This window comes from Streptomyces deccanensis, assembly GCF_022385335.1.
Lineage (GTDB): Bacteria > Actinomycetota > Actinomycetes > Streptomycetales > Streptomycetaceae > Streptomyces > Streptomyces deccanensis.
Genome location: NZ_CP092431.1, coordinates 9,343,650 through 9,367,976, shown reverse-complemented (window position 1 = coordinate 9,367,976; position 24,327 = coordinate 9,343,650). Strand labels below are relative to the sequence as shown.

The following is a 24,327-nucleotide window of genomic DNA, read 5'->3' as shown; positions in this document are numbered from 1 at the left end:
CGGGCCCCGGCATGATGCCGGGGGCCGGCCCGCGGCCCCACTCCGCTTCGGCCGGCCCCCGGACGGGGATCGCGTGACACACCGCGACAGGGCTCGCGCTCCCCAGCCACGGGCCCTCGCTCATCACTCACGGGGCCACGCGACCCCCGGTCTTCCGGCCGCCGTCCGGCGGCCGTGTCGTACGGGAGGTCAGAAGGAGTAGAGAACGCTCGCGGCGGAGTCCTTCAGACACTCGTTGGCGAAGGTGCGCTCGTACGCGACGCGCTTGCCCTCCCAGACACCGTGCACGGTGACGATCACCGGGTCGTACTGCTTGGTGCACATCACCCCGACGCTGCCGCTCAGGGCCTCGAAGTCGCCGCCGCTGTCGCGGAGTTCGGCGCAGGCGTCGACGGGTGCCGGATGGGTGCCGGCGGGCTTCGGCGCGCAGCTCAGGGTGACCGCCCGCTCGGGTGTGACGGTGGCCGAGGTCTCGCCGTGGCCCACGGTCAGCACCAGGGCCGACGGGGCGTACAGCCCCTTCGCCGCGGGCTCGGGGGCCGCGAGCGCGGGCCCCGCGAGGGGACCGCAGACGGTGGCGGCCGTCAGGGTGAGAGTCGCTGCCAGGCGCGCGGTCTTCGGCATGGTGTGCATCCTTCCGCTCTGCGGGTGTTGCCCGGACGGCTCCGCCACATCGGTCGCGTGTACGAAGTCGGTCCGGACGGTGCCGGTTCGGCGAGCGCGAGTCTGCCGGGTCCCGGGGCGGAACACACATCGACCCCACGGGTTTCGGTAACTTTGAGTGTTGAATCAGTGGCTCGAAGTCACAGAATTCGAACATGCAAACCCCGATTCTGAGCGGTTCGCGATCGCCCCATGATCATGAATGGCCGGATCTCCACGGCTGGGCAATCGGCCTGAAACATTCCGCTTCGACGCGCGACGACCGCCCGAACGGCCCCGGCGCGACCGAAAGTGGTGCGGTGCGCCCCGGCTGTTCGGCCGAGCGGATCCGCCCTGCCACACCGTGTGATTTGGACGCGCGCTTGCCCTGCGCTGCATGAGTGCTGGACGGCCGCTAACCGGCCTCCCGCGAGGGTGGAATCACCAACTCCACCTGGGAGAACGGGGAGCAGAGAGCCGGTCACGGCGTACCCCCGCTTCCCGACTTCCCGGGCGGATTCCGCTCAGGAACGTAAGGGGCAGACACATGGGTGACGCTGTGCGGCCACAGCGCAGGGCCATTCTCACCGGAGGACTCGCGGCGGCTTCCGCGGCCTTGCTCACCGCCTGTTCGTCGAAGGCCGAGGGTGCCGACACGGCGAAGGCGGCGAACATGGGAGCCGCGTCGTCCTCCCCCAAGGCCGCTCCGCGCCCCGACTCCGCGCGGACGGCGTACGCCAGGCTGCTGGACGGCAACAAGCGGTGGGTGAGCGGCAAGCTGCGGCACCCCGACCAGGACCCCGCCCGGCGCGCGGCGGTCGCGCCCGAGCAGAAGCCCTACGGCGTGATCGTCTCCTGCATCGACTCCCGCGTGCCGCCGGAGCTCGTCTTCGACACCGGCATAGGCGACCTGTTCGTGATACGCACCGGTGGGCAGGTCGTGCAGCCGGTGGTCGTCGGCTCCGTCGAGTACGGGCCCCTCACCGCCGGGTCCCCGCTCATCGTCGTGCTGGGGCACCAGAACTGCGGGGCCATCAAGGCGGCGTACAAGGCGATCAAGGACGACGAGGACCTGCCGGGCAACCTGCAGTCGATCGTCGAGGCCCTGCGCCCCGCCTACCAGGACATCGCCAAGGCCAAGCACGCCGACCCCGTCGACGCGATGATCCGCGCCCACGCCAACCGGACCGCCGCCGACCTGCGCTCCAACGCCTCCCTCGCTCCCCTGGTGAAGAAGGGCGACCTGAGCGTGGTCAGCGCCTACTACTCACTCGACACCGGCCGCGTGGAGACGCTCACGGGAGCCCCTTCCGCCTGACCGCCACCGCGGGGGCGGCGTGGCCCAGGACGCCCACACCGCCCTGGGCCACGCACGCCCACCGCTCCGGGCTCCAGGCTCCCCCGCTTTCGCTAAACCGTGTGCTGTGCGGTGGACGGTGGGCCTGTGAGTCGTCAGGATCGTCGGCGTTGTGGGGCGTTCTCGACGGTGAGGGGCAGGGCGGGCGGATGGCGAAGCACTGGGCGGACTTCCAGTACGAGATCTACCTGGGCGGGATGGGCGGAGCCGTACCCCGGCTGCCCACCGACCTGACCCGGCTGGAGGAGCTGGCCGAGCACCGGCTCGGCGCCGGTCCGGTCGGCTACGTGGCGGGCAGCGCGGGGAACGGCAGTACGGCCCGCGCCAACCGGGACGCGCTGGACCGGCACCGTATCGTCCCCCGGCTGCTGCGGGACGTGAGCGAACGCGACCTGTCCGTCGAGGTGTTGGGCCGGTCGCTGCCGGCACCGGTGGCCCTCGCCCCGGTGGGCGTGCTGTCGATCGTGCACCCGGAGGCGGAGCCGGCGGCGGCGCGGGCCGCCGCCGCGCAGGGCGTGCCGTACATCCTGTCCTCGGCGTCCAGCACACCCATGGAGCAGGTCGCGGAGGCCATGGGGGACGCGGAGCGCTGGTTCCAGCTGTACTGGGCGAAGGACCGTGAGGTCACCCGGAGCTTCCTGGAGCGGGCGAAGGCCACCGGGTACTCCGTGCTCGTCGTCACCCTCGACACGCCGTTGCTCGGTTGGCGGCCCCGTGATCTGGAGCGGGCGTACCTGCCGTTCCTGCACGGCGTCGGCACCGCCAACTACTTCACCGACCCGGCGTTCCGGGCGGGCCTCGCCAAGCCGGTCCACGAGGATCCGAACGCGGCCGTGCTGCACTTCGCGGGGATGTTCGGCGACCCCGGGAAGACCTGGCCCGACCTGGCGTTCCTGCGTGAACACTGGGACGGGCCGATCGTGTTGAAGGGGGTGCTGCACCCGGACGACGCGCGGCTCGCCGCGGACGCGGGGATGGACGGGGTGGTCGTGTCCAACCACGGTGGGCGGCAGGTGGCGGGGGGTGTGGGGGCGGCGGACGCGCTGCCGGGGGTGGCCCGGGCGGTGGGTGATCGGCTGACGGTGCTCTTCGACAGTGGGGTGCGGACGGGTGATGACGTGTTCAAGGCGTTGGCGCTCGGGGCGGAGGCCGTGCTGGTGGGGCGGCCGTATGTGTACGGGTTGGCGCTGGACGGGCAGGCGGGGGTGGAGCACGTCGTTCGTTGTCTGCTCGCCGAGTTGGATCTCACGTTGGCGTTGGCCGGGCATCGGGGGCCGGGGTCCGTGGGGGGCGGCAGTCTGGTGGGTGGGGGTTCCTGACGCGGGTTCGCGCCCCCGCCGCCCCTACCCGTCCCATCCATAAGGGGCTGCGCCCCTTCGACCCCCACACGTCCCTCCGGTGGGGGCTGGTCGCGCAGTTCCCCGCGCCCCTCAAAAAGCAGGGGCTGCGCCCCGTGCTTTTTGTTTTCAGGGGCGCGGGGAACTGCGCGAGAAGCCCCACGCACCCGCACCCGAACGACGGCCTCTCCTCACCCCTACAACCCGAGGCCCGCCAGCACAGCCGGTACGTCCACCGAAGTGAGCGGCGTCAACGGTGTCAGGGGCACCGACTCCGTGCCGCGCGCTTCCCCGTCGTCGTCCACCGACAGGACCGACCCGCCCTGCCCGGCCTCGGCCTCCGACTTGGCGTTCGGCGTCGGTGTGCCGGACTTCTTCGGGTCCGGCGCCGGGGGCGCGTCGTCCGCCTCCGGTTCCTCGGAGACCGGCTCGGTCTCGGGCGTGGGCGCCTCGGAGCCGGAGACGGAGAGGGACTCGGGGCTCGCGGTCACCCCGTCGGTGAGCCAGCGCTGCTTGGTGGAGTTGTCCCGGACCTTGACGACGATGTCCGACTTGGTCTCCGATTCGATGGGGGCCATGGCGAGCCCTTCGCCCCACCGGGGCAGCAACTCGCCCTGGACGGTGAAGTCGTAGCGGACGTCGTCGCTGCGCTTGGAGTGTTCGCCCGCGCAGCTGCCGAGGACCACGACCCCGGCGTCCACCTGGGAGTCCAGGCACAGTTCGGGGTTGGCGACGCTGCGCAGCAGGCCGTCCTCCTCGTAGGACCACTTCTGGGTCCAGCCCGAGTCGCACACGGCGAGTTCCGTCGAGGCGCCCTTCACGGCCTTGCCGCCGGCGATGTCGAGGCACAGGTCGGCGGCCTGGTTGCGCAGCCGGGTCTGCTGGGGTGCCGTGGGCCGACCGGCCGAGGCCGGCGGGGTCGGCGAAGCGCTGCCCCTGGTGGCCTCGTTGCCGGTGTCCGGCGCCGTGGCGACGCCCCCGGTGGCGCTGGTGGAGGCGGTGGGGTCGGCGCCGCTGCCGTCGTCCGAGAGGAACGCGGCACCCAGGATGGCCGCCAGCAGCGCGCCCGAGGACACGCCGACGGTGAGCAGGGCCCGGGGGTTGCGTGCGCCGGAGGTGATCCGGCGGCGCTGCGCGGGGATCTGGGAGAGCAGTCGGTGGCGTCCGCCGCTCCCCGGACGTCTCGACGTGCCCTTCTGCGGCAGCCGGCCGGGCCGGGAGTCGAGATAGCGCCGGGCGCCCCAGCCGAGTACGGCTTCGGCGATGACCCCGCCGAGTCCGCCCTCGAAATGGCTGAGTTGCTCGGCCGCGTAACGGCAGTAGCGGCACTCCAACAGATGCTGCTGGACGTCCGGCAGCAGCGCGCCGCCGCGGCGAATGGGCACGTCCAGCAGACGGTTGTAGAAGCGGCAATCCTTGGACGGCGCGAGTTCCCGGTGGGCGCGGACACAGCCCTCACGGAATTTGTCCCGTGCCTGCTCCAGGGTGGCGACCGCGCTGTCGGCGTCCAGCCCCAGCAGACCGGTGGGTATGGTTATCGTTTCGGCTTCTACTTCGGTGTGCCACAGCAGGCACTGGGCGACCGCGGGGAGGGCCTGGAATGAGCGCTCGACGAGCTTGCGGTTTTCCGGCGTCATGGACTTCGCCGCGCGCATGCCCCGCCCTCCGGCGGGCTTGCGCAGATCCGGCAGCACACCGGAGACGCCCCCTTCCGCGGACCACTCCTTGACGGTGTCGCGCGCGGCCACCAGCAGCCGGGGCCGCAGGGCGACACCCGACTCGCCCCGCATCAGCCCGTCGAGCACCCGGTGGAAGGCGGTCGCGGTGACCATCGAGGCGACCTGCGACTGGGTGGCGAGACAGATGGCCGCGTAGTCATAGGTCGGCTGCCAGTGCCGTGCCATCAGCAGGGCGACGGGGTCGCCGGTACCGCCGCCCTCCGGCCATCCCCTCAGCCGGGCGGCGAGAGTCTCGTCGGACTCTCCGGGCACCGGGCCGGGCGCGGGCGGAAAAGTGGGGCGGGGAGGGTGGGGGGTGTGCACAGAGCGGGTTCCTTCCAAGGCACAAGATGGCACACGGAGTTGTGACCGCCGAAAAGGGCCCTGGATTGGTGCGTACCTTTTTGGCGGGCGCCGGGAAAACGGCCGGGGACCGGGCCGCACGATGGCCGTGTTCCTTGAGCCTTTTGGGCCCTTCGGGGACCGGAGAAAGCCAAATGGCCTTTCCGGCCGGGCCATTGCCCCTGCGCAGGACGTTCACCCTTGCACAAGTTACTCATGGCTAACAAGGCACTTGTGCAACATCCGCATCACTAAAAGCAGGTCAGATGACCGGTACGAATGGTTCCGCTTCGCAGAACGAACCCTTCCGGTTCCCGAAATCTTCAAGGCTTCAAGCACCCCGTGTGAACCGTACGCACACCCCGGTCGCCCGCGTACGCTCCCGCCGCGCCGACGGTTCGTTGTTCACTGGGGCCGGCCACCTCGGAAGGCCCCGCGCGGAACGGCGGCTCTCCCGCGCGAAACGGGCCGCCGACCTTGATCCTCCCGCCCTCGGTCGGCGGCCCCGGGGTGGGACCGCTCTCCCCGGCCCGCTCAGATCTGCCAGGACCTCAGCCGGTCCGCCGCCCCGTAGACATCGGTCTTCCCGGAGATCAGGTCACGCGCGAGATCCACGAGGGCCCCGTAGGGCGGGTCGATCCCGACGCCGCTGACGAACATGTAGGCCACGGCCGTGGCGCAGGCGAAACGGGCGTTGGCGGCCGGCAGGGGCTTGAGCAGGGCGAGGGTGTGCAGCAGTGCGGCGGCCCGCCAGGCCGGGTCGGAGTCGACGCCGAGGCGCGGCGGGTCGACGCGATGCCGGGCCACGGCGGCGACGAGCGCCGAGAAGTCGCTGACGGTGGGCTGCTCGGGCATGACCTCTTCGTGTCGCTGGAGCAGCCACGGCACGTCGATGTGGATGACGGGAGCCATCGGTCAGACGGCCCGTCCCCCCGCCTTGGCGGCGGGTTCGTCGTCCGGGAAGGCGGCGGCGAACTCGTCGGCGTGCGCGGTGAAGAACTCCCGGAACGCCTCCGCGCCCTCCTTCAGCGCCCGGTGCCGCACGATGTCGGCCGCGGCCGCCTCGCGCACGAGCGCCTTCATGGACGTACCGCGTTCCCTGGCCATCTGCCGCAGGTCCTCTAGCTCGCGGTCGCTGAACTCCACATTCAGAGCTGGCATGCGCCCACGGTACCGCGAGGGTACTTACCCGTAAATAATCGCAGGTCAAGGCCATGGTAAGGCGGTACCGACGCAAGGCGGCCGACGCCCCGGAGGGCATCGGCCGCACACGTGCGAGGTGAGGTGGGGTGTCAGGTCTGGTCCGCGACGAACGAGGCCATACGGGCCAGGGCCGCGTTCCAGTTGATCGTGTGCTCGTTGGTCGACCAGGACTGGATGTCGTCGATGTAGCAGAACTGGCCGACGCAGCCCTGGAGTTTGCTCTGCGCGTAGGGGTCCTGGATGGAGGAGTTGGGGCCGCCCGCGAGGGTGCCGGCCGGCGGGTTGGGCTGGTCCGGGTCGAGCTGGTGGGCGTACCAACGGGCGTGCTGATTGCGGGCGTCGACCTCGCCGTAGCCGGTGACGTAGGAGATGTTGAGGGCGTTGCGGCCGAAGAGGTAGTCCATGCTCTGGAGCGCGCCCTCCCGGTACTTGGACGCCCCGCTGATGTCGTAGGCCGTGGCGACGACGACCGCGTTGTTGAGGATCTGGTGGTTGGAGCCCCAGTCGTAGAGGTTGTTGTCGGGCGCGTACGGCATGCCGTACGGGTGGGCCTTCAGCGTGGCCAGGTAGCGGTCGGCGGCCTTGACCACGGACTGGCGGACCTTGTCGCGGCCGGGCAGCTTGTTCGGCACGGTCGCGAGGTCGAGGCGGCCCGCGGCGGCCGTGCGGGCCCAGTCGAAGCCGATGGGTCCGAAGATGTCGGCGGTGTGCACGGGTGAGGCGAGGACGTGGTCCTGGAAGGCCTTCTCGCCGGTGGTCAGGTACAACTGGGCGGCCGCCCAGTAGAACTCGTCGGTGACGTTGTTGTCGGCGTAGGCGCCCCCGCCGATGCCGTCGCTCTCGGAGGCGTACACGGCCGGGTGTTCCAGGGCCGCCGCCCACGCGGTGCGGGCCGCGGTGAGGGCCTTCGCGGCGAAGGCCCGGTCGTAGGGGCGGTACAGGCGGGCCGCCTGGGCGGCCGTCGCCGCCAGGTTGAGGGTCGCCGCCGTGCTCGGCGGGTGCAGTTCGCGCTTCTGCGGGTCGTCGGCGGGCATCAGCGGCAGACCGGTCCACTGCTCGTCGTGGATCTTGTGGTGGGCCATGCCCGCGAGCGGCTTGCCCTGCGGCACCTGCATCTTCAGCAGGAAGTCCAGCTCCCAGCGGACCTCGTCCAGCAGGTCGGGCACCTTGTTGCCGCTCTCGGGGATGTTCAGCGAGCCGTCGCCGAGCTTGCCCGCCTTGCCGGTACGGGCGTGCAGCGCGCGTTCGTAGGTGCTCAGCACCTCCCAGGTGGAGATGCCGCCGTTGACGACGTACTTGCCGTGGTCGCCGGCGTCGTACCAGCCGCCGGTGACGTCGAGCCGGTAGTCGCAGACGCCGGGCTGGCAGGGCACGTTCCCGTCGCCCTGGTTGGGCGCCACGTCGACATGGCCGGCGGCGCGGCCGTAGCCGGGACGCAGGTCGTCGCTGATCGGGGTGCCGCTGCGCTGGGTGTAGTAGTACTTCAGCGAGTCCAGGCGCAGGCGTTCGTAGGCGGCCGGGTCGATGTCGAAGGGGCGGCTGGTCTGGCCGTCGACGACCAGGGTGAAGCCGGTGCCGCGCCCCCGGTACGCGCCGAAGTCGATCGAGTGGACGTTCTGCCCGGAGGAGGCGTCGAGGCCGCGCGGGGTGCTCCGCCCGTGGGCGACGACGGCACCCGAGGCCTTCTTCAGCTGCCAGGGCAGCCGCTCCGTCGCGTCGGTCACCAGGGTGGCGTTCTTCGGCCCGGCGGGCAGATAGGCGACCTGGTTGACCCGCACCCGGGGCCCGGTGTCGGGCTCGTAGACCTCCGGCGGCACCCCGCCGAGCAGGGAGACGTCGTCCATGCAGAAGGTGAACGGGTTCGCGTTGCCGCCCACTTGGAAGCCGACCTGGGCCTGGGTGGCGTCGACGGGCGAGGTGAAGGTGTACGTGTAGGAGTCGCCCGAGACGTTCAGCTGCGGGCTGACCTCGAAGTAGGTGTCGTACGGGGCCACCGACAGGCCGACGATGGCCCGCAGGACGTTGCCCTGGGGCGTGCCGGAGGCGGAGAAGCTGAAGCGGTACGACTCGCCCTTGACCAGGGTGATGTCGTTCTGGCCGACGGCGGCGTCCCAGCGGTTGGTGGTGCCGCCGGGGATCTCGGCGCAGAGCCGGCCGCCGGTGAGGCCGGCGGTGACGTTGCCGGTCGTCCACCAGGGGGCGGTGGTGGTGTCGAAGGTGCCGTTCTTGACCTGTTCGACCTCCTCGGCCTGGGCCGGGCCGGTGGGCAGCGCGGTGAGCGCGGCCGCGAGGAGGGTCGTCAGGGCGAGCAGGGTGGTTCTGCGTCGTTTCACGTCTGGGCTCCTCGGGGGAGGTGGGGGCGCAGTCGGTGACGGGTGGTGCCGGGTGGCGCGGGTACGGGAACAGGGTGTGGGAGCGCTCCCAGATGCGGACGATGGCCATGCTGTTAGAGACATGACAGCTCGTCAACGGTCCGGACGGGACTGGTTTCCGTCCGGACCGTGGCGGCGGCGCGCCGACGAGGCCCGGCGCGTCAGATTGCGAGGACGTCCAGCCTGCTGATGCGGACCGCGCCGCGTGTCTCGCCCGGGTGGCGGCTCGTCAGGCTGAGCCGGACGCGGGAGCCGCGCACCGGGGTGAAGGTGATCGCCGTGGGGGCGTCGGAGACGGTGGCCCAGTCGGTCTTCGCGCCCTCCACGGGGACGTACCGCCCGCCGTCCCACACCTCGACCCCGACAGCCTCGGGCAGGGTGTGCCCGGAGTCGACGGTGAAGGAGACCTCGACCCGGTCGAGCGTCCCGGGCCGCCCCCAGTCGACCGAGACCCAGTCCTCGGGCCGCGCCCCGCTGAACGCGGGCAGCAGGGCGGTGGCGGCCTTGAAGAACGCGTTGGACCAGCCGGTGGCGGGATCGCCGTCGAGCATCGCGGCGGGCAGGGTGTCGGGGCGACCCGAGTAACTCGCGTCGGCGCGGGGGTAGGTGACGGGAGCCGGGTGGTCGGGCCCGAACGCGGCGGTCGGGGTCGTCGACCTGTCGCGCGTCGGCGTGGCGCGCACGCTCACCCTTCCGGTGCGCAGCCCGGCCGCCCGTGCCGTCACCCGTACCGCGCCCGCCTCGGCCCCGGACCGGACGATCGCGAGCACCTTGCCGCCGAAGGCGGTGCGGGTGGAGGCCTGGTAGCGCTCGGCGCTCTCCTCGCGGCCGTTGTCGAGGCCCGCGAGGGAGCCTCCCCGGACGTCGAAGGTGAGGAGGTGCTCGGCGTCGGGGACCACCACGCCCCGGGCGTCGACGATCTCCGCGGTGACGAAGGCCAGCGAACGCCCGTCCGCCTTCATGAACTTGCGGTCGGCGGTGAGCCAGACGGCGTGCGGCGCACCGGCCGTGCGCAGGACGTCGGTGGCGACGACCCGGCCGTCGCGCCGTGCCACCGCCTTCAACTCACCGGGGGCGTACGGCACCTTCCAGGTGAGGTGGAGTTTGCCCGCGCTGCCGTTGGGGCTGGTGTAGCTGCCCGGGTAGGGGCCCTCGGTGAAGGTCTTGTCGTCGCCGGTGGGTTCGGTGGTCTCCAGGTAGGAGCGCCCGTCGAGGGTCTTCTTCTCGTCGAACCTCCTCGTCCCGAGGGACTTCCCGTTGAGGAACAGCTCGACGGTGGCGACGTTGGAGTAGGCCCACATCTCGACCGTGTCGCCCTCCTGGTGGTTCCAGGTCATCGGCAGCAGATGGACCATGGGCTCGCTGGTCCACTGGCTCCGGAAGAGGTGGTACATGTCCTTGGGGAAGCCGGCCGTGTCGACCGCGCCGAAGAAGGAGGCCTTCACCGGGAAGACGTCGTACGGCGTGGGCTCGCCGAGGTAGTCGATGCCCGACCAGAGGAACTGCCCGGCGAACCACTTCCGGTCGCGGTCCTTCTTGTGGCCGTACTCGCCGCTCATGGTCCAGGAGGCGAGGTTGTTGTCGTAGGAGGAGACGCCCCGTCGGCCCGGTGTGTGGTTCTCGCCGGTGTTGAGGCGCTCGGGCTCCTGGTAGACGCCTCGCGTGGAGGTCTCCGAGGACGACTCCGACTCGAAGAGGAACAGGTGCGGGTAGCGGGCGTGCAGGGCGTCCACCGACTTGGCGGTGTTGTAGTTGAGGCCGAGGCCGTCGAGCTTGGCGAGGATCAGGTCGCCGGGGGTGCCGGGGGCGGGGACGCTGCGGTGGCGGTGGGAGCCGATGACGACGGGGCGGGTGTCGTCGGAGGCCTTGAGGGCGGCGATCAGGCGGTCCGCCATGGCGAGGCCGGAGGTGGAGGTGAACTCGGAGACCTCGTTGCCGAGGGACCACATCAGGACGGCGGGCGAGTTGCGGGCCGCGAGCACCATCTCGGTGATGTCGCGGTCGGCCCACTCGTCGAAGAAACGGCCGTAGTCGTAGCGGGTCTTGGGGCTGCGCCAGCAGTCGAAGGCCTCCACCGTCATCACGATGCCGAGGTCCTCGCAGACCTCGATCATCTCGGGCGAGGGCGGGTTGTGTGAGGTGCGCAGCGCGTTGACGCCCATCGACTTCATGATCGTCATCTGCCGGCGGATCGCGTCGGCGTGGACGGCGGCGCCGAGCGCGCCGAGGTCGTGGTGGAGGTCGACGCCCTTGATCTTGTGCGGGGTGCCGTTGAGGTGGAAGCCCTCGTCGGGGTCGAAGCGGAACGTGCGGATGCCGAGGGGGGTGCGGTGGGTGTCGGTGGTGCGGCCACCGACGCGGAGTTCGGTGGTGAGGGTGTAGCGGTGCGGGTCCGCGAAGTCCCAGAACCTCGGCTCGCGGACCGTCAGTTCGTGGGTCTCGGTCGCGGTGCCGGTGACGGCGACCGTGGAGGACGTACGGGCGACCGTGCGGCCATGGGCGTCGACGACGCGGGAGACGACCTCGACGTCCGCCGTGCCGCCGGAGGCGTTCACGACGGTGGTGCGGACGCGGACGAGGGCGCGCTTCGCGGTGATGTCCGGCGTGGTGACGTACGTGCCCCAGCGGGCCACGTGCACGGGGTCGGTGACGACCAGTCGGGCCTCGCGGTAGATGCCGCTGCCGGAGTACCAGCGGCTGCTGGGCAGGCGGTTCTGGACCTTGACCGCGATGACGTTCTCGGTGGTGCCGTCGGTGTGCAGCAGGTCGGTGAGGTCGAACGCGAAGCCGGTGTAGCCGTAGGGGTGGCGGCCGACCTCGGTGCCGTTGCAGTGGACGTACGAGTCCATGTAGACGCCGTCGAACTCGACCGAGATCCGCTTGCCCACGAGGGAGGGCTGCAGGGTGAAGGCGGTGCGGTACCAGCCGAGGCCGCCGGGGAAGAAGCCGGTGCCGCTGGTGGTGCCGTGCTCGGTGGTGGGGGCGAGTTCGATGGACCAGTCGTGGGGGACGGCGACCTGCCGCCAGGCGGAGTCGTCGTACCCGGGGCGCGCGGCGTCGGCGTACTCGCCGGTGGGGTCGGTGATGCCGCCGGGGTTGACGAGGGCGAAGCGCCAGCCGTCGCGGAGCGGGACGGTCCGGCGGGTGGCGGCGGTTCCCGACCGGGGGGCGGCGGTCGCGGTGCCCGTCAGCGCTCCCACCAGGGGGGCGGAGGTGCCCGCGACGAGCAATGATCTGCGGGTGACGGTCATGATGTTCCCTTCGTCGAACGTGCGGGTGGACGTTCCGGGGAGCCGTGGAGCACAAGACCCCACAAGCCATCACATGCGATCGTGACCGAACAGAATCTGACGACCCGCCCCAGGATCGTCAAGGGCCCCTCGCGCCACTCACCGAACACCCGTTCAGCAAATCGGGCGGAGGTGCGGTTTCCCGTCCGCTTTTCCGGCGGAGCGCATAGGCTGGAATTCGCCCGTAAGCCCGTTCGGTCCGGCGGAATGGAACTCGCGACGATGAGGAGCCGCAAGGTTACGCACGGTGACACCCCTGCGTACGCCCTGGACGGTGCCGCCACCGCGCGGGCGGCCATGGACGGCGACGGCACGATCGTCGAGTGGAACGAGGGCGCCAGACGCCTGCTGGGCTGGCACGCGACGGAGGTCGTGGGCCGCCCCGCCGAGGAGCTGCTGGCCCCCGACGGCGCCTTCCTGCCGCCCCCGCCGGGCAGCCGCAGCTGGAACGGGAAGCTCGCACTGCGTCACCGCGACGGCCGTACGGTGACCGCGTGGCTGCTCGCCCACCACCGGGGCCTGAAGAACACCGACGGCGGCGGCAGCTGGCTGGTTCTCTGTCCGCTGGACGATCCCGGCCCCCTGGTGCGGGACGATCCGCTCGCCGCGGCCGTCATGGTCCAGTCGCCGTGCGCCATGGCCGTCTTCGACGACCGCCTCAGGCTGCGCGGCATCAACGACGTGATGGCGGACGCCGTGGGCATGCCCGAGGAGAACATCCGGGGCCTGCACATGTCCGAGATCATCGGCGGCCGCCAGGGCGAGAAGCTGGAGCAGGACCTGCGCGAGGTGCTGGCCCTGGGCCGGCGCAAGGACGTGCAGACCTTCCTGCGGGCCGCCGACGAGAACCGCGCCCACGCCTGGTCGGCGGCGATCGCCCCGCTCACGGACGACTCCGGGGTGCCGATCGGGGTCTGCGTCACCGGGCACGACATCACCGAGCAGTACCTGGCGCGGCAGCGGCTGCAGCTGGTGAACGAGGCGAGCATCCGCATCGGCACCACCCTCGACGTGCGGCGGACGGCCCAGGAGCTGGCCGATGTGTGCGTCCCGGTCCTCGCCGACTTCGTCAGCGTCGATCTGATGCAGTCCCTCGACCACGGCGACGAACCGCACGAGGGCCCGCTCTCCGCGCCGTTCACCCTGCGTCGCGCCGCCCACCAGTCGGTGACCCCCGGCTGCCCCGAGGCGGTGGTCGAGGTGGGCCGGACCGACGTCTACCCGGCCGGCTCCCCTCAGGCGGCGTCCCTGTCGATCGGGCACACGGTCGTGGCGACGGACCCCGCCAACACCCTCGTGGACTGGCTCGCCTGGGACCCGATACGCAGCCAGCGGGTCAAGGAGCTGGGCGTCCACACCACCATGTCGGTACCGATCCGGGCCCGGGGCACCACCCTCGGCGTGGCCGTCCTGACCCGCTTCAAACGGCTCGACCCGTACACCGCCGACGACGAGCTGCTGGCCGAGGAGGTCACGGCCCGCGCCGCCGTCTGCATCGACAACGCCCGCCGCTACTCCCGCGAGCGCGAGACAGCCCTCGCCCTGCAGCGCAGCCTCCTCCCCCAGACCCTGCCTCGCATGCCCGCGCTGGAGGCCGCCTCCCGCTACCTCCCGGCGGCCCAGGCCGGGGTCGGCGGCGACTGGTTCGACGTCATCCCGCTCTCCGGGATGCGGGTCGCCATGGTCGTCGGCGACGTCGTCGGCCACGGCGTCCAGGCCTCCGCCACCATGGGCCGGCTGCGGACCGCCGTCCGCACCCTCGCCGACGTCGACCTCGCCCCCGACGAGCTGCTCACCCACCTCGACGACCTCGTCGTACGCCTGTCCGCCGAGGCCGGCAGCGAGGGGGTGACCGGTGAGGTGGGCGCCACGTGTCTGTACGCCGTCTACGACCCGGTGACCCGGCGCTGCACCTTCGCCCGTGCCGGGCATCCGCCGCCGGTGGTCCTCGACCCGGACGGACGGCCCATGGAGGTCGAAGTGCCGTCGGGACAGCCCCTGGGCCTCGGCGGACTGCCCTTCGAGTCCGCCGAGCTCGAACTGCCCGAGGGCACGGTCATCGCCCTCTACACCGACGGCCTGATCGAGACCCGGGACCGGGACATCGACACCGGCCAGGAACTGCTGGCGGAGGCGCTGTCCGGCCGCAAGGGCTCGCTGGACGACATCTGCCAGGACGTCGTCCACTCCCTGCTCCCCGCGAACGGCGCGCCCGACGACGTGGCGCTGCTGCTGGCCCGCACCCGTGGGCTCCGGGCGGAACGGGTGGCGACCTGGTCGATCCCGGCGGACCCCGCGTTCGTGGCCCGCACCCGTCAGTACGTGCTGACGCAGATGGCGCTGTGGGGCATCAGCGAGTCGGCGTTCACGGCCGAGCTGGTGGTGAGCGAGCTGGTCACCAACGCCATCCGGCACGGCGCCCCGCCGATCCAGCTGCGTCTGATCCACGACGACACCACGCTGATCTGCGAGGTGTCGGACGGCAGCGGCACCGCCCCGCATCTGCGCCGGGCCAAGACCTTCGACGAGGGCGGACGCGGTCTGCTGCTCGTGGCCCAGCTGACCCAGCGCTGGGGCAGTCGGCACACCGAGGACGGCAAGACGATCTGGGCGGATCTGACGCTGTCGGAGGAGTGAGGACGACCGGTGCCGCGGTGAGCCTCGTCTCACCCTGAGGCCGCACGCGTGTTCGCTGGTCGTCGGCGGGCAGCTGTAGTGTGCACCCGTCCCCGCGCCGTCGAGCGCCCGGACGTCCCCCGACGAAGAACGCCCGAAAGCCCTGCCGTGAACACCGCCCTCGCCGAGGTCCTGTCCGTCGTCCTGCTCGTCGTCGTCCTCGGCTGCGCGGTCGCCCACCCCTTCGGACTGCCGGAGGCCGTGGTCGCCGTACCGGCCGCCGGGATCGCCGTCGCCGCCGGTGCCGTCTCCTGGGAGCACGCCCGTGCCGAGGCCGAGCTGCTGGGCCCGGTTCTCGGGTTCCTCGCCGCCGTGCTCGTGCTGGCCAAGCTCTGCGACGACGAAGGGCTGTTCCAGGCGTGCGGGGCGTGGATGGCGCGCGCGTCGGCCGGCCGGCCCCGTCGGCTGCTGGGGTCGACGTTCGCGCTGGCCTCCGGCATCACGGCGGTGCTGAGCCTGGACGCGACGGTCGTCCTGCTCACTCCGGTGGTGTTCGCGACCGTGGCCCGGCTGGGCGCCCGCCCCAAGCCGCATCTGTACGCCACCGCGCATCTGTCGAACACGGCCTCGCTGCTGCTGCCCGTGTCCAACCTCACCAACCTGCTGGCCTTCACGGCCTCCGGGCTGACGTTCACCCGGTTCGCGCTGCTGATGGCGGCGCCGTGGGCGGTGGCCGTGGCCGCCGAGTACCTGGTGTTCCGGCGGTTCTTCGCGGCCGATCTGGACGCCGGGGCGCCCGCGCCCGAGGAGGCCGTCGAGGCGCCCGAGCTGCCGATGTTCGCGCTGGTCACGGTCGTGTGCACGCTCGCCGGGTTCGTGCTGACGTCGGCGCTCGGGATCGAGCCGGTGTGGGCGGCGCTGGCCGGGGCCCTGGTGCTCGCGGTCCGCGCGCTGGTCCGCCGGACCACCGGCCCGCGCGCCCTCTTCCACTCCCTCTCCCTGCCCTTCCTCGCGTTCGTGCTGGCGCTGGGCATCGTGGTGCGCGCGGTGGTCGACAACGGGCTCGCCGACGCGCTGGGCCGCGTGATGCCGTCCGGCACCGGCCTGCTCGCCCTGCTCGGCGTCGCCGCCCTGGCCGCCGTGCTGTCCAACGTCATCAACAACCTGCCGGCGGTCCTGGTCCTGGTCCCGCTGGCCGCCCCGCTGGGCACGGGCGCCGTGCTCGCCGTGCTCCTGGGGGTCAACATCGGCCCGAACCTGACGTACGCCGGTTCCCTGGCCACCCTGTTGTGGCGGCGCATCGTCCACCAGCACGAACACGACGTGGACCTGGGCGAGTTCACCCGCCTCGGCCTGCTCACCGTCCCCGTGGCCCTGGTGTCGTCGGTGGTGGCGCTGTGGCTGTCGCTGCTCGCCTTCGGGGGCTGACCGGCGGGATTCCGCTCAGCCGCCGTCGCGCAGACGCTGTCTGTACTCCCCTGGCGGCACCCCGTAGCGCTGCCGGAACACCCTGCTGAAGTGGAACGGGCTGGCGAACCCGGAGGCGGCGGCCACGCGCTCCACCGGAAGTCCGGTGGCCTCCAGGAGCCGGGCGGCGTGCAGCAGTCGGGCCTGGCTCAGAGCCCGCATCGGGGAGTGGCCGAGCTGCTCGGTGAAGAGGTGCGCGAAGCGGGACGGGGAGAGGGAGACCCGCTCGGCGAGGGAGCGGACGGTGTGCGGAGCGGCGGGGTCCGCCGCGATCAGGTCCTCGGCCCGGCGGATCCTCGGGTCGACCCCCGACCGGCGGGGCTCCGCCCGAGCGGCGGTCAGCAGAACCACCTCCTCCAGTGAGCACAGGGCGAGTTCACGGGCGGCGGTGCCGTGCGCGACGGCGACCTCCTCACCGGACGGGACGGCGCCCGGCGTCGGCGGCGCGCCCTCGCCGGTCCAGCGGGCGTCGGCGAGCATCCGGCGGAAGGCCGTGTCGACGCGTTCCCGGACGCCCGCGGAGGCCGGGGGCAGGGCGTAGAGCCGGTCGGCGCTCCCGTACGGGCGCAGCCGGGCCGTCCAGGAGGGCCGGGCCCGGCAGTGCACCCACCAGAACGCCCAGTGGTCGGCGCCGGGCCGGACGGTGTAGTGCTGCGGCACGCCCGGTCCGAGGACCACCAGGTCGCCGGGGCCCGCCGGGCTACGGGTCGAGCCCTGCCGCAGCAGACCGCCGCCGCCCGTGGTCCAGGTGTACAGCCAGCTGTCCGCGCCGCGTGGCCGGTGCACGGCGTAGGGCGGCCGCTGGTCGAAGCGGCCGATGATCACCTGGTCCGGCGAGGGATTGTCGGACGCAGCAGTGTCAGGCAGGTTGTCAGCACGCACAGGCATCCTCCCGAAAGGCGCTCCAACCTAGCTTGGAGCACAGGGACGACGCCGAGAAGGGAAGCGCGGATGACAGTCACGGACAAGTCGGAGTTCGAGGAGAACGGCTTCGTGGTGGTGCGGGGGCTGTTCCCGCCCGCCGAGATCGAGCAGTTGTGCGACCGGTTCGCGGCGCTGCGGGCCGGCGGGCCGATCCCGGGCCACTTCCAGCCCCGCCCGGCCCCGGCCGACGGGCCGGTGGACCCGCTGCATGTCTACCCCCGGGTGATGCACCCGCACCGCATCGACGACCTGTCGCTGCGGGTCCTGCTCGACACCCGGCTGCGGGAGATCCTGGAAGGGCTGCTCGGGGAGGAGGTCCTGGCCGCGCAGAGCATGTTCTACTTCAAGCCGCCGGGGGCCCGGGGGCAGGCGCTGCACCAGGACAACTTCTATCTGCGGGTCGAGCCGGGCACGTGTGTGGCCGCGTGGATCGCCTGCGACGTGATCGACCGGGACAACGGCGGTCTGGAGGTCGTGCCGGGCACGCACCGGATGGATGTGTTCTGCCCGGAGGTCGCGGACGCGGAGCTGTCGTTCGCCCGCGAGTACGTCCCGCCGCCGCCCGGTCTGACCCCCGTGCCCGTCGACATGGCCCCGGGCGACGTCCTGTTCTTCAACGGCAGCCTGGTCCACGGCTCCCAGCCCAACCGCACCACGGACCGCTTCCGCCGTTCCTTCATCGGCCACTACGTGGGCCGCTCCGCCGAACGCATCGGCCGCTACTACGAGACGCTGACGATGAGCGGCGCCCCCGTGGCCCTCGCGGAGAGCGTGGGAGCGGGCCCGTGCGGCACGGAGTTCGAGCCGATGGGCGCCCACTGACCGGCCTCGCGCCGCCTCAGCCCAGTTCCAGGAGCCCCCGCCGGACCGCCTCGGAGACCGTGCTCGCCCGGTTCTCGGTGCCGAGCTTGCGGTAGACGCGGACCAGATGGGTCTTGACGGTGGCCTCGGAGAGGAAGAGGGAGGCGGCGATGGAGCGATTGCTGTGGCCCAGCGCCAGCAGGCGTACGACCTCGATCTCCCGGTCGCTCAGGACGGTCCCCGGGTCGGCCAGGTGCCCGGCCAGCTGTCCGGCCGCCTCCGGGGCCAGCCCCGTACCGCCGGCCGCGGCGGCGCGCACGGCACGGAACAGTTCCTCCGGTGGTCCGGCCTTGAGGACGTAGCCGCGGGCGCCCGCCTCCATCGCCCGGACGACATCGCCCCGCGTCCCGGAGCTGGTCAGGACGACGACCCGGCTGCCGGGGGTCTCGGCGGCGATCCGCCGGGTGGCGGCGAGGCCGTCGGCCCGGGGGCCGGGGGCCGTGTCGTCGGTCAGCCGGAGGTCCATCAGCACCACGTCGGGGCGCAGTCGCGCGGTGAGGTGGACGGCCTCCTCGCCGTCGCCGGTCTCACCGACCACGTCGAAGCCGGGTTCGCCGGTGAGCAGGGCGCGCAGTCCGGCGCGTACGACCACGTGGTCGTCGACGATCAGGACCCGCAGCGCGCTGCCGTCCGGGCCGGTCACCGGCTGCCCGCCGGGCCCGCGAGGGCGAGGGTGTCCACGGGGAGGGTGGCGCGGGCCAGGGTGCCGCGACCGGGTGCGCTGCGGACGGTGAGCGAGCCGCCGAGGGCGCCCAGCCGCTCCCGGCCCGCGGTCAGGCCGAGGCCGCGGCAGCCCGGCTGCGGCGCCGCCACCGCCGCGTCGAAGCCCACGCCGTCGTCCCGTACCTCGACGGTGACGGCCCGGTCGTCGCGGTGGTCGAGGGTGACCCAGACGTGCCGGGCGCGCGCGTGCTCGCAGGCGTTGGCCAGCAGCCCCTGGGCGACGCGGAGCAGGGCGGCGGCCCGGTCGCGGGGCAGGTGGCCCGGTTCGCCCTCGGTGCGGAACACCACCCGCGAGGGTGCGGCGGTGTCACGGGCGCAAAGGGTGCGCAGGGCGGTGGTGAGGTCGTCGTGCTCCAGCGCGGGCGGGGTGAGGTCGCTGATGATGGTGCGGGTCTCGGCGAGGTTGGCGCCGAGCGTGTCCACGACCGTACGGACCTGGGTCCTGGCGAGGTCGGGGCGCCGGTCCCAGTCGCGGTCGGCGGCCTGGAGGAGCATGCGGCTGCCGGCGAGTTCCTGGGCGAGCGTGTCGTGCAGGTCGCGGGCGATCCGGGCGCGCTCGGCGAGCCGGCCCGCCTCACGCTGGTTCCGCGCCAACTCGGCCCGGGTGCGCCGCAGTTCGCCGAGAAGACGCTGCTGGGCGCGGTACAGGGCGACCGTGGTCCACAGTGCGGCGACCGGTGGGAGGAGCTGTTCGGGATGGACGGTTCCGGAGGTCCGGACGATCAGCAGGACGAGCGGCACGGTGATCACGCCGACTACGGCGACCGCCGTACGGCCCGTGAACATGCGCAGGGCGAGGATCGCGAGCGGGAGCACCAGCCAGGTGTAGGCGGTGGCGGCCGGGGCCGGCATCTCCCAGGAGACCCGGCACCACAGCGCCAGCAGCGCGCCGAGCCACAGCGGGCGGCCCCACCGGCCCAGCCGGTCCCAGAGGGCGAGGCCGGCCACGTACCCGACCGCCAACAGCGCGACGAGCGGGACCAGTTCCCAGCACAGCGCGGAGTTCAGGTCGGCGAGGCGGACGGCTCCGCCGACGGCGACGGTCAGGAACAGCAGGTCCGGCAACCGCCGAAGCGGCGGTAAAGCTCGGCGCGGGACGGCGGGGGCGGCGATGGCGGGCACGGCGGCGGCGATTCCCTCTGCGACGGTCCGGACGGGCACGGGCTGGCGGGGCCAGCCGAGTGTAGGCCGTGACGCGTGTGACAGGGGTAAAGAGGTTCGCCGTGCCCGCCGTGCCCGGCGGGGGTCACCGCCCGGGGTGCAGCCCCAGGAAGCCCGGTGTCGGGTCGCCCTTGACCTCGCCGAAGTAGAGGGCGAAGGTCTGCTTCCAGCGCTCGACCTGGGCGCGGTCCTCCATGAAGCGGGGGAAGCCGTCGAGGTGCGCGTTCCGGTAGGTCCAGATGGGCGCCAGGCCGCCGGCGGGCGTGATGTCGGTGCGGACGGACCAGCCGGAGCCCTGCTGGCGTTCGGCGGACAGGGCCCAGTTGAGGTACAGCTTGGCGGCGGTGGGGTGGGCGGCCTTCCGGAGGATCGCGGCCCGCTGGCCCCAGGCCATGAAGGGGTGGCCGTCGGCGACCGCGAAGCGCGTCGGGGCCGTGGCGGGCGCGGTCAGCGAGCCGGACCCGCCGACGCCGATGGCCTTCTGCTTGGCGTTGACCGCGACACCCGGGCTGTGCGAACCGCGGTTGAACTGCGGCTGCTGGGCGGCGAACTTCGCGATCCAGTCCCAGCCGTAGGCCTCCTGGTAGAGGGAGAAGAGGTACAGCACCGCGTCGTCGTCGTGCGGGTAGGAGGAGGCGATGGCGCCCTTCCAGCGCGGGTCGACCAGCTCCTGCGGCGACTTGGGCGCGTTGCCGCCGACGGCCTCGACGCCGTACATGTAGCTGAAAGCGATGACCCGGACGGCCGTCCAGGCGCCCTGCGGGTCCCGGAAGTCCTTGTACAGCTGGGAGAAGCCGGCGGGCTTGTAGGGCAGCAGCTTGCCCTGGCGCTTCCAGCGGGTGAAGTCCTGGAGCGTCTGGAGCTGGACGACGTCGGGGACCAGGGTGTCGGTCGCGAGCTGGTTGTCGACGCGGACGTCGTGGTACTTGCTGTAGTCCACGACCATCGTCAGGTCGATGTCCGGGAAGCGGGCGCGGAAGGCCTGGGCCGTGGCGTCCTGCTGGGTGGCGGTGTCGCCGCCCGCGTAGATGACGAGCCTGCCGCCCTCGGCGACCGCGTCGCGGTACAGCTCGTCGAGGGAGCGGGTCTCCTCGGCGCCCGGCGACGCCGTTCGGGAACCGGCCGGCGACGCGTGGGCCGCGCCGGTCGCGACGATGCCGCCGAGCGCGACGCCCGCGCCGGTGGTGAGGATGCGTCGCCTGCTGAAGCTGCTGGCCATGTGGGGGAAGGTCCTTTCCGGGCTGATCCATCGGGCGTGCCGCCGCCGCGGCAACGCAAGTCTGTGACCGGCGGTGTCCGCCGCGCGTCGCCCGTAAGCCGCCGATCCCTTCAACCGTTCGGTTGAACGCGCGGCCTCATCCGTCACGGTGCGATCCCTCCGTACCGCTCTCGCCCGAAGCCCAAGTACGCCCGGCCGCGCGCTGATTGAATGGGGCGGCTTCACCAGAACCTCATACGGCCTGCACAAAGGGCCCCTGTTCGAAGGGCGTCGGCGTCGTGGTTCTCAAGGGGCGGGGCAGGGAACGTGAGCGGCTCGAACAGCTGGTGGCAGAGGTGCGGCGGGGACTGAGCGGGGTCGTGCTGTTACGGGGCGACGCCGGGATCGGGAAGACGGTGCTCCTCGATCACGCGGGCCGGGAGGCGGCCGATCTGCGGGTGTTGCGCGTGGCGGGCGTGGAGTCCGAGGCGACGTTCCCGTTCGCGGCGCTGCAGCGGCTCCTCGTGCCGTTCCTGGACGAGCTGAAGGAGCCCGGTGGGCTGCCGCCGTCGCAGCACGAGGCGCTCAGGGTGGCGTGCGGGCTGGCCGACGGCCCGCCCGCCGACCGGTTTTTGGTGGGCCTCGCCACGCTGACGCTGCTCGCGGAGGCCGCGAAGCGACGGCCCGTACTGGCCTGTGTGGACGACGCGCAGTGGCTCGACGAGGAGTCGCTGGGCGTCCTCGCCTTCGTGGGACGGCGGATGCACGCCGAAGGCGTGGGGCTGCTGTTCGCGGCCCGGACCGGGTTCGAGGCACCGGCGGGACTGCCGGTCGTCGAGGTGGGCGGCCTGGAGGAGCCGTTCGCCCTGGAGCTGCTGCGGGAGGCCGTCACCGGGCCGCTGGACGCCCGCGTGGGCGCGCGGATCGTGGCCGCGACCGCCGGGAATCCGCTCGCGCTGACCGACCTGGGGCAGGAGTTGACCGCCGACCAGCTCTCCGGCTCGTCGGCGCTGCCCGAACCGCTGCCCGTGGGCGGCCGGTTGGAGGCGCACTACGTACGGAGGGTGCGCGAGCTGCCGATGGCGGCGCGGATCTGGCTGCTGCTGGCGGCGACCGCGCCGGGCGGGGACCTCGGCTATGTCACGAGCGCGGGGCGCCTGTTCGGGATCGGCCCCGAGGATTCGGGGCCGGCCGAGGCGGTGGGGCTGGTGGTGCTGCGCACGGCCGTCGAGTTCCGGCATCCGCTGGTGCGGTCGGCGGTGTACGGCGGTGCCACCAGTGTGGAGCGCGGGCGGGCCCACCGGGCGCTGGCCGAGGTGACGGACCGGCCGGCCGACTCCGACCGGCGGGCCTGGCACCTGGCGGCGGCCGCCCTCGCGCCGGACGAGAAGGTGGCCGCCGAACTGGAGCGCTCGGCGGACCGGGCGGGCGCCCGCGGCGGTCACGCGGCCCGCGCCACCTTCCTCACCAGGGCCGCCGAGCTGACCCCGGGGGAAGTCGAGCGGGCCGGCCGGCTGCTGGCGGCGGCGGAGGCCGCGCTGTCGGCGGGGGCGCCGCTCCAGGCGGAGTCGCTGCTGGACGCGATCGACGTGGCCCTGCTCGGCGACGTCGGCCGGGGCCGGGCCCTGCTGGTGCGCGCCCAGGCGGTGATGTTCCTCGGTGACGCGGGCGGGTTCGCGGCGGCGCCCGCGCTGTGTCTGCGCGCCGCGCGGTCCCTCGCCGACGGGGCCCCGGAGACGGCCCGCGAGGCGCTGCTGCGGGCGGTGCGGAGCGCGATCACCGCCGAGCACCTCGTCCGGGACACCACATGGGCGGACATCGCGCGGGCCGTGGACGACCTGCTGCCGCGCACGGCGCCCGCCACCGGTGTCGACCTGGTGCTGCGCGCCTTCGCCGTCCTCGTCACCGACGGCTACGAGCGGGCCGTGCCCCACATGCGGCGGGCCCACGAGATGGTGCGGGACCCCGACACCTCGGACCACGACGTGCTCCGCGCGTATCTGCCCGCCGTCACCCTGACGATGATGCTCTGGGACGAGGAGACCCAGCGCGCGGTCACGCGTCGGGCCGCCGACATCGCCCGGGCAACCGGCTCCCTGCTGGAGCTGGACAGCGCCCTGTACTGCTCGGTGATGCACGAGACCAACCTCGGTGAGCTGGCCCTCGCGGACGATCTGTACGCCCAGGGCTCGCAGATCCGCGCGGCGATCGGTGCCACCGACGACATGTGGGCGCTCTACCGGCACCCCGAACTGCTCGCCTGGCACGCGGACACCGAGGAGCTGGAAGCGGTGCTGCGCGGCTCCATGGAGGCCGGTACCTGGCTGGGCAGCGGCGCGGTGGAGTCCATCGCCCGTATCGGCATGGCGATCCTCGCCCTGGGCTCCGGCGACTACGCGCGGGCCCGCACCCTCACCCAGGAGCTGGTCGGCCAGGACCCGATCGGCTGCCACTCCCGGATCCTGCCCCACCTGGTCGAGGCGGCCGTCCGCTGCGGCGACCGGGTCCTCGCCACGACGGCCCTGCGGACCCTGGAGTCCCGGGCGACGGCCACGGGCACCCCGTGGGCGCTCGGTCTGCTGGCCCGCTGCCGGGCCCTGCTCGCGCCCGCGAACGACGCCGATCCGCTCTACCGCGAGGCGATCTCGCTGCTCTCCGGCGGCGCCACCCGGGCCGACCTCGCCGTCGCGCACCTCCTCTACGGCGAGTGGCTGCGCCGCCGCAAGCGCCGCAAGGCCGCGCGCGAACAACTGCGGACGGCACTGACGATGTTCGACACCATGCGGGCCCGGGGGTACGCGACGCGCGCGGCACGGGAGTTGGCGGCGACCGGTGAGCATCCGCGCCGTGGCCCGGCCGGAGCGGACGGGGCCCTCACCCCGCAGGAGCTGACCATCGCCCGGCTCGCCGGGGCCGGCTCCACCAACGCCGAGATCGCCGCCCAGCTGTTCATCAGCGCGAGCACGGTCGACTACCACCTGCGCAAGATCTTCCGAAAGCTCGACGTCACCTCCCGGCGGCAGCTGGCGCGCGTCCCGGAGCTCTAGGCGGCAGGCGGTGCGTGTGGCGGGGTGGAGGGCCCCGGCATACCGTCGGTGACGGGGGGCGGACCGCGC

General features: G+C 72.7%; 16 protein-coding genes. 6 read left to right on the top strand and 10 right to left on the bottom strand.

What is annotated here, in order from left to right; all coding sequences use genetic code 11:
- Nucleotides 1–189: 189 nt before the first annotated feature.
- Nucleotides 190–624, bottom strand: a complete 435-nt coding sequence (locus L3078_RS41235; RefSeq protein ID WP_239759327.1) for a protease inhibitor — start codon at nucleotides 622–624, stop codon at nucleotides 190–192.
- Nucleotides 625–1,189: 565 nt separating this feature from the next.
- Here L3078_RS41235 and L3078_RS41230 point away from each other — a divergent pair.
- The gene (locus L3078_RS41230; protein ID WP_239759326.1) at nucleotides 1,190–1,960 is read left to right on the top strand and encodes a carbonic anhydrase; all 771 of its coding nucleotides are present in this window, start codon (nucleotides 1,190–1,192) and stop codon (nucleotides 1,958–1,960) included.
- A gap of 188 nt (nucleotides 1,961–2,148) precedes the next feature.
- On the top strand, nucleotides 2,149–3,318 hold the full coding sequence (locus tag L3078_RS41225; RefSeq protein WP_239759325.1) for a lactate 2-monooxygenase: 1,170 nt from the start codon (nucleotides 2,149–2,151) through the stop codon (nucleotides 3,316–3,318).
- A gap of 215 nt (nucleotides 3,319–3,533) precedes the next feature.
- Here the strand turns inward: L3078_RS41225 and L3078_RS41220 are convergent, their stop codons facing one another.
- From L3078_RS41220 to L3078_RS41200, 5 genes are all read right to left on the bottom strand, one after another.
- A complete protein-coding gene (locus L3078_RS41220; RefSeq protein ID WP_239759324.1) occupies nucleotides 3,534–5,378 on the bottom strand; it encodes an RICIN domain-containing protein in 1,845 nt (614 codons plus the stop codon).
- A 552-nt stretch (nucleotides 5,379–5,930) separates the two neighbouring features.
- Nucleotides 5,931–6,308, bottom strand: a complete 378-nt coding sequence (locus L3078_RS41215; RefSeq protein ID WP_192360676.1) for a toxin Doc — start codon at nucleotides 6,306–6,308, stop codon at nucleotides 5,931–5,933.
- Nucleotides 6,309–6,311: 3 nt separating this feature from the next.
- Nucleotides 6,312–6,557, bottom strand: coding sequence for a hypothetical protein (locus tag L3078_RS41210; RefSeq protein ID WP_239759323.1), 246 nt, complete (start codon nucleotides 6,555–6,557; stop codon nucleotides 6,312–6,314).
- A gap of 131 nt (nucleotides 6,558–6,688) precedes the next feature.
- Nucleotides 6,689–8,932 (bottom strand): glycoside hydrolase family 9 protein, encoded by a 2,244-nt coding sequence (locus L3078_RS41205; protein WP_239759322.1) that lies wholly within the window; start codon nucleotides 8,930–8,932, stop codon nucleotides 6,689–6,691.
- Between the two features lie 200 nt (nucleotides 8,933–9,132).
- Nucleotides 9,133–12,222: a glycoside hydrolase family 2 TIM barrel-domain containing protein gene (locus L3078_RS41200; RefSeq protein ID WP_239759321.1), complete on the bottom strand. Its 3,090-nt coding sequence runs from the start codon at nucleotides 12,220–12,222 to the stop codon at nucleotides 9,133–9,135.
- Nucleotides 12,223–12,483: 261 nt separating this feature from the next.
- On the opposite strand from L3078_RS41200, the gene L3078_RS41195 reads away from it, so the two are divergent.
- Both L3078_RS41195 and L3078_RS41190 read left to right on the top strand, forming a co-directional pair.
- Nucleotides 12,484–14,898: a SpoIIE family protein phosphatase gene (locus L3078_RS41195; RefSeq protein WP_275593209.1), complete on the top strand. Its 2,415-nt coding sequence runs from the start codon at nucleotides 12,484–12,486 to the stop codon at nucleotides 14,896–14,898.
- Nucleotides 14,899–15,045: 147 nt separating this feature from the next.
- Nucleotides 15,046–16,305: an SLC13 family permease gene (locus L3078_RS41190; protein ID WP_239759320.1), complete on the top strand. Its 1,260-nt coding sequence runs from the start codon at nucleotides 15,046–15,048 to the stop codon at nucleotides 16,303–16,305.
- A 15-nt stretch (nucleotides 16,306–16,320) separates the two neighbouring features.
- Here the strand turns inward: L3078_RS41190 and L3078_RS41185 are convergent, their stop codons facing one another.
- A complete protein-coding gene (locus tag L3078_RS41185; protein ID WP_239759319.1) occupies nucleotides 16,321–17,232 on the bottom strand; it encodes a helix-turn-helix domain-containing protein in 912 nt (303 codons plus the stop codon).
- Nucleotides 17,233–17,295: 63 nt separating this feature from the next.
- Between L3078_RS41185 and L3078_RS41180 the strand changes: the two genes are divergently transcribed.
- The gene (locus tag L3078_RS41180) at nucleotides 17,296–18,090 is read left to right on the top strand and encodes a phytanoyl-CoA dioxygenase family protein (protein ID WP_239759318.1); all 795 of its coding nucleotides are present in this window, start codon (nucleotides 17,296–17,298) and stop codon (nucleotides 18,088–18,090) included.
- A gap of 16 nt (nucleotides 18,091–18,106) precedes the next feature.
- Here the strand turns inward: L3078_RS41180 and L3078_RS41175 are convergent, their stop codons facing one another.
- From L3078_RS41175 to L3078_RS41165, 3 genes are all read right to left on the bottom strand, one after another.
- On the bottom strand, nucleotides 18,107–18,772 hold the full coding sequence (locus L3078_RS41175; protein WP_239759317.1) for a response regulator transcription factor: 666 nt from the start codon (nucleotides 18,770–18,772) through the stop codon (nucleotides 18,107–18,109).
- Nucleotides 18,769–19,974: a sensor histidine kinase gene (locus tag L3078_RS41170; protein WP_239759316.1), complete on the bottom strand. Its 1,206-nt coding sequence runs from the start codon at nucleotides 19,972–19,974 to the stop codon at nucleotides 18,769–18,771. Before L3078_RS41170 ends, L3078_RS41175 begins: the two co-directional genes overlap by 4 nt.
- A gap of 124 nt (nucleotides 19,975–20,098) precedes the next feature.
- Nucleotides 20,099–21,232 carry an ABC transporter substrate-binding protein gene (locus L3078_RS41165; protein ID WP_239759315.1) on the bottom strand — a complete coding sequence of 378 codons (1,134 nt, stop codon included), beginning with the start codon at nucleotides 21,230–21,232 and terminating at the stop codon, nucleotides 20,099–20,101.
- 278 nt (nucleotides 21,233–21,510) lie between these two features.
- Here L3078_RS41165 and L3078_RS41160 point away from each other — a divergent pair, with 278 nt between their 5' ends.
- On the top strand, nucleotides 21,511–24,258 hold the full coding sequence (locus L3078_RS41160) for a helix-turn-helix transcriptional regulator (RefSeq protein WP_239759314.1): 2,748 nt from the start codon (nucleotides 21,511–21,513) through the stop codon (nucleotides 24,256–24,258).
- The last annotated feature ends 69 nt before the right edge of the window (nucleotides 24,259–24,327 follow it).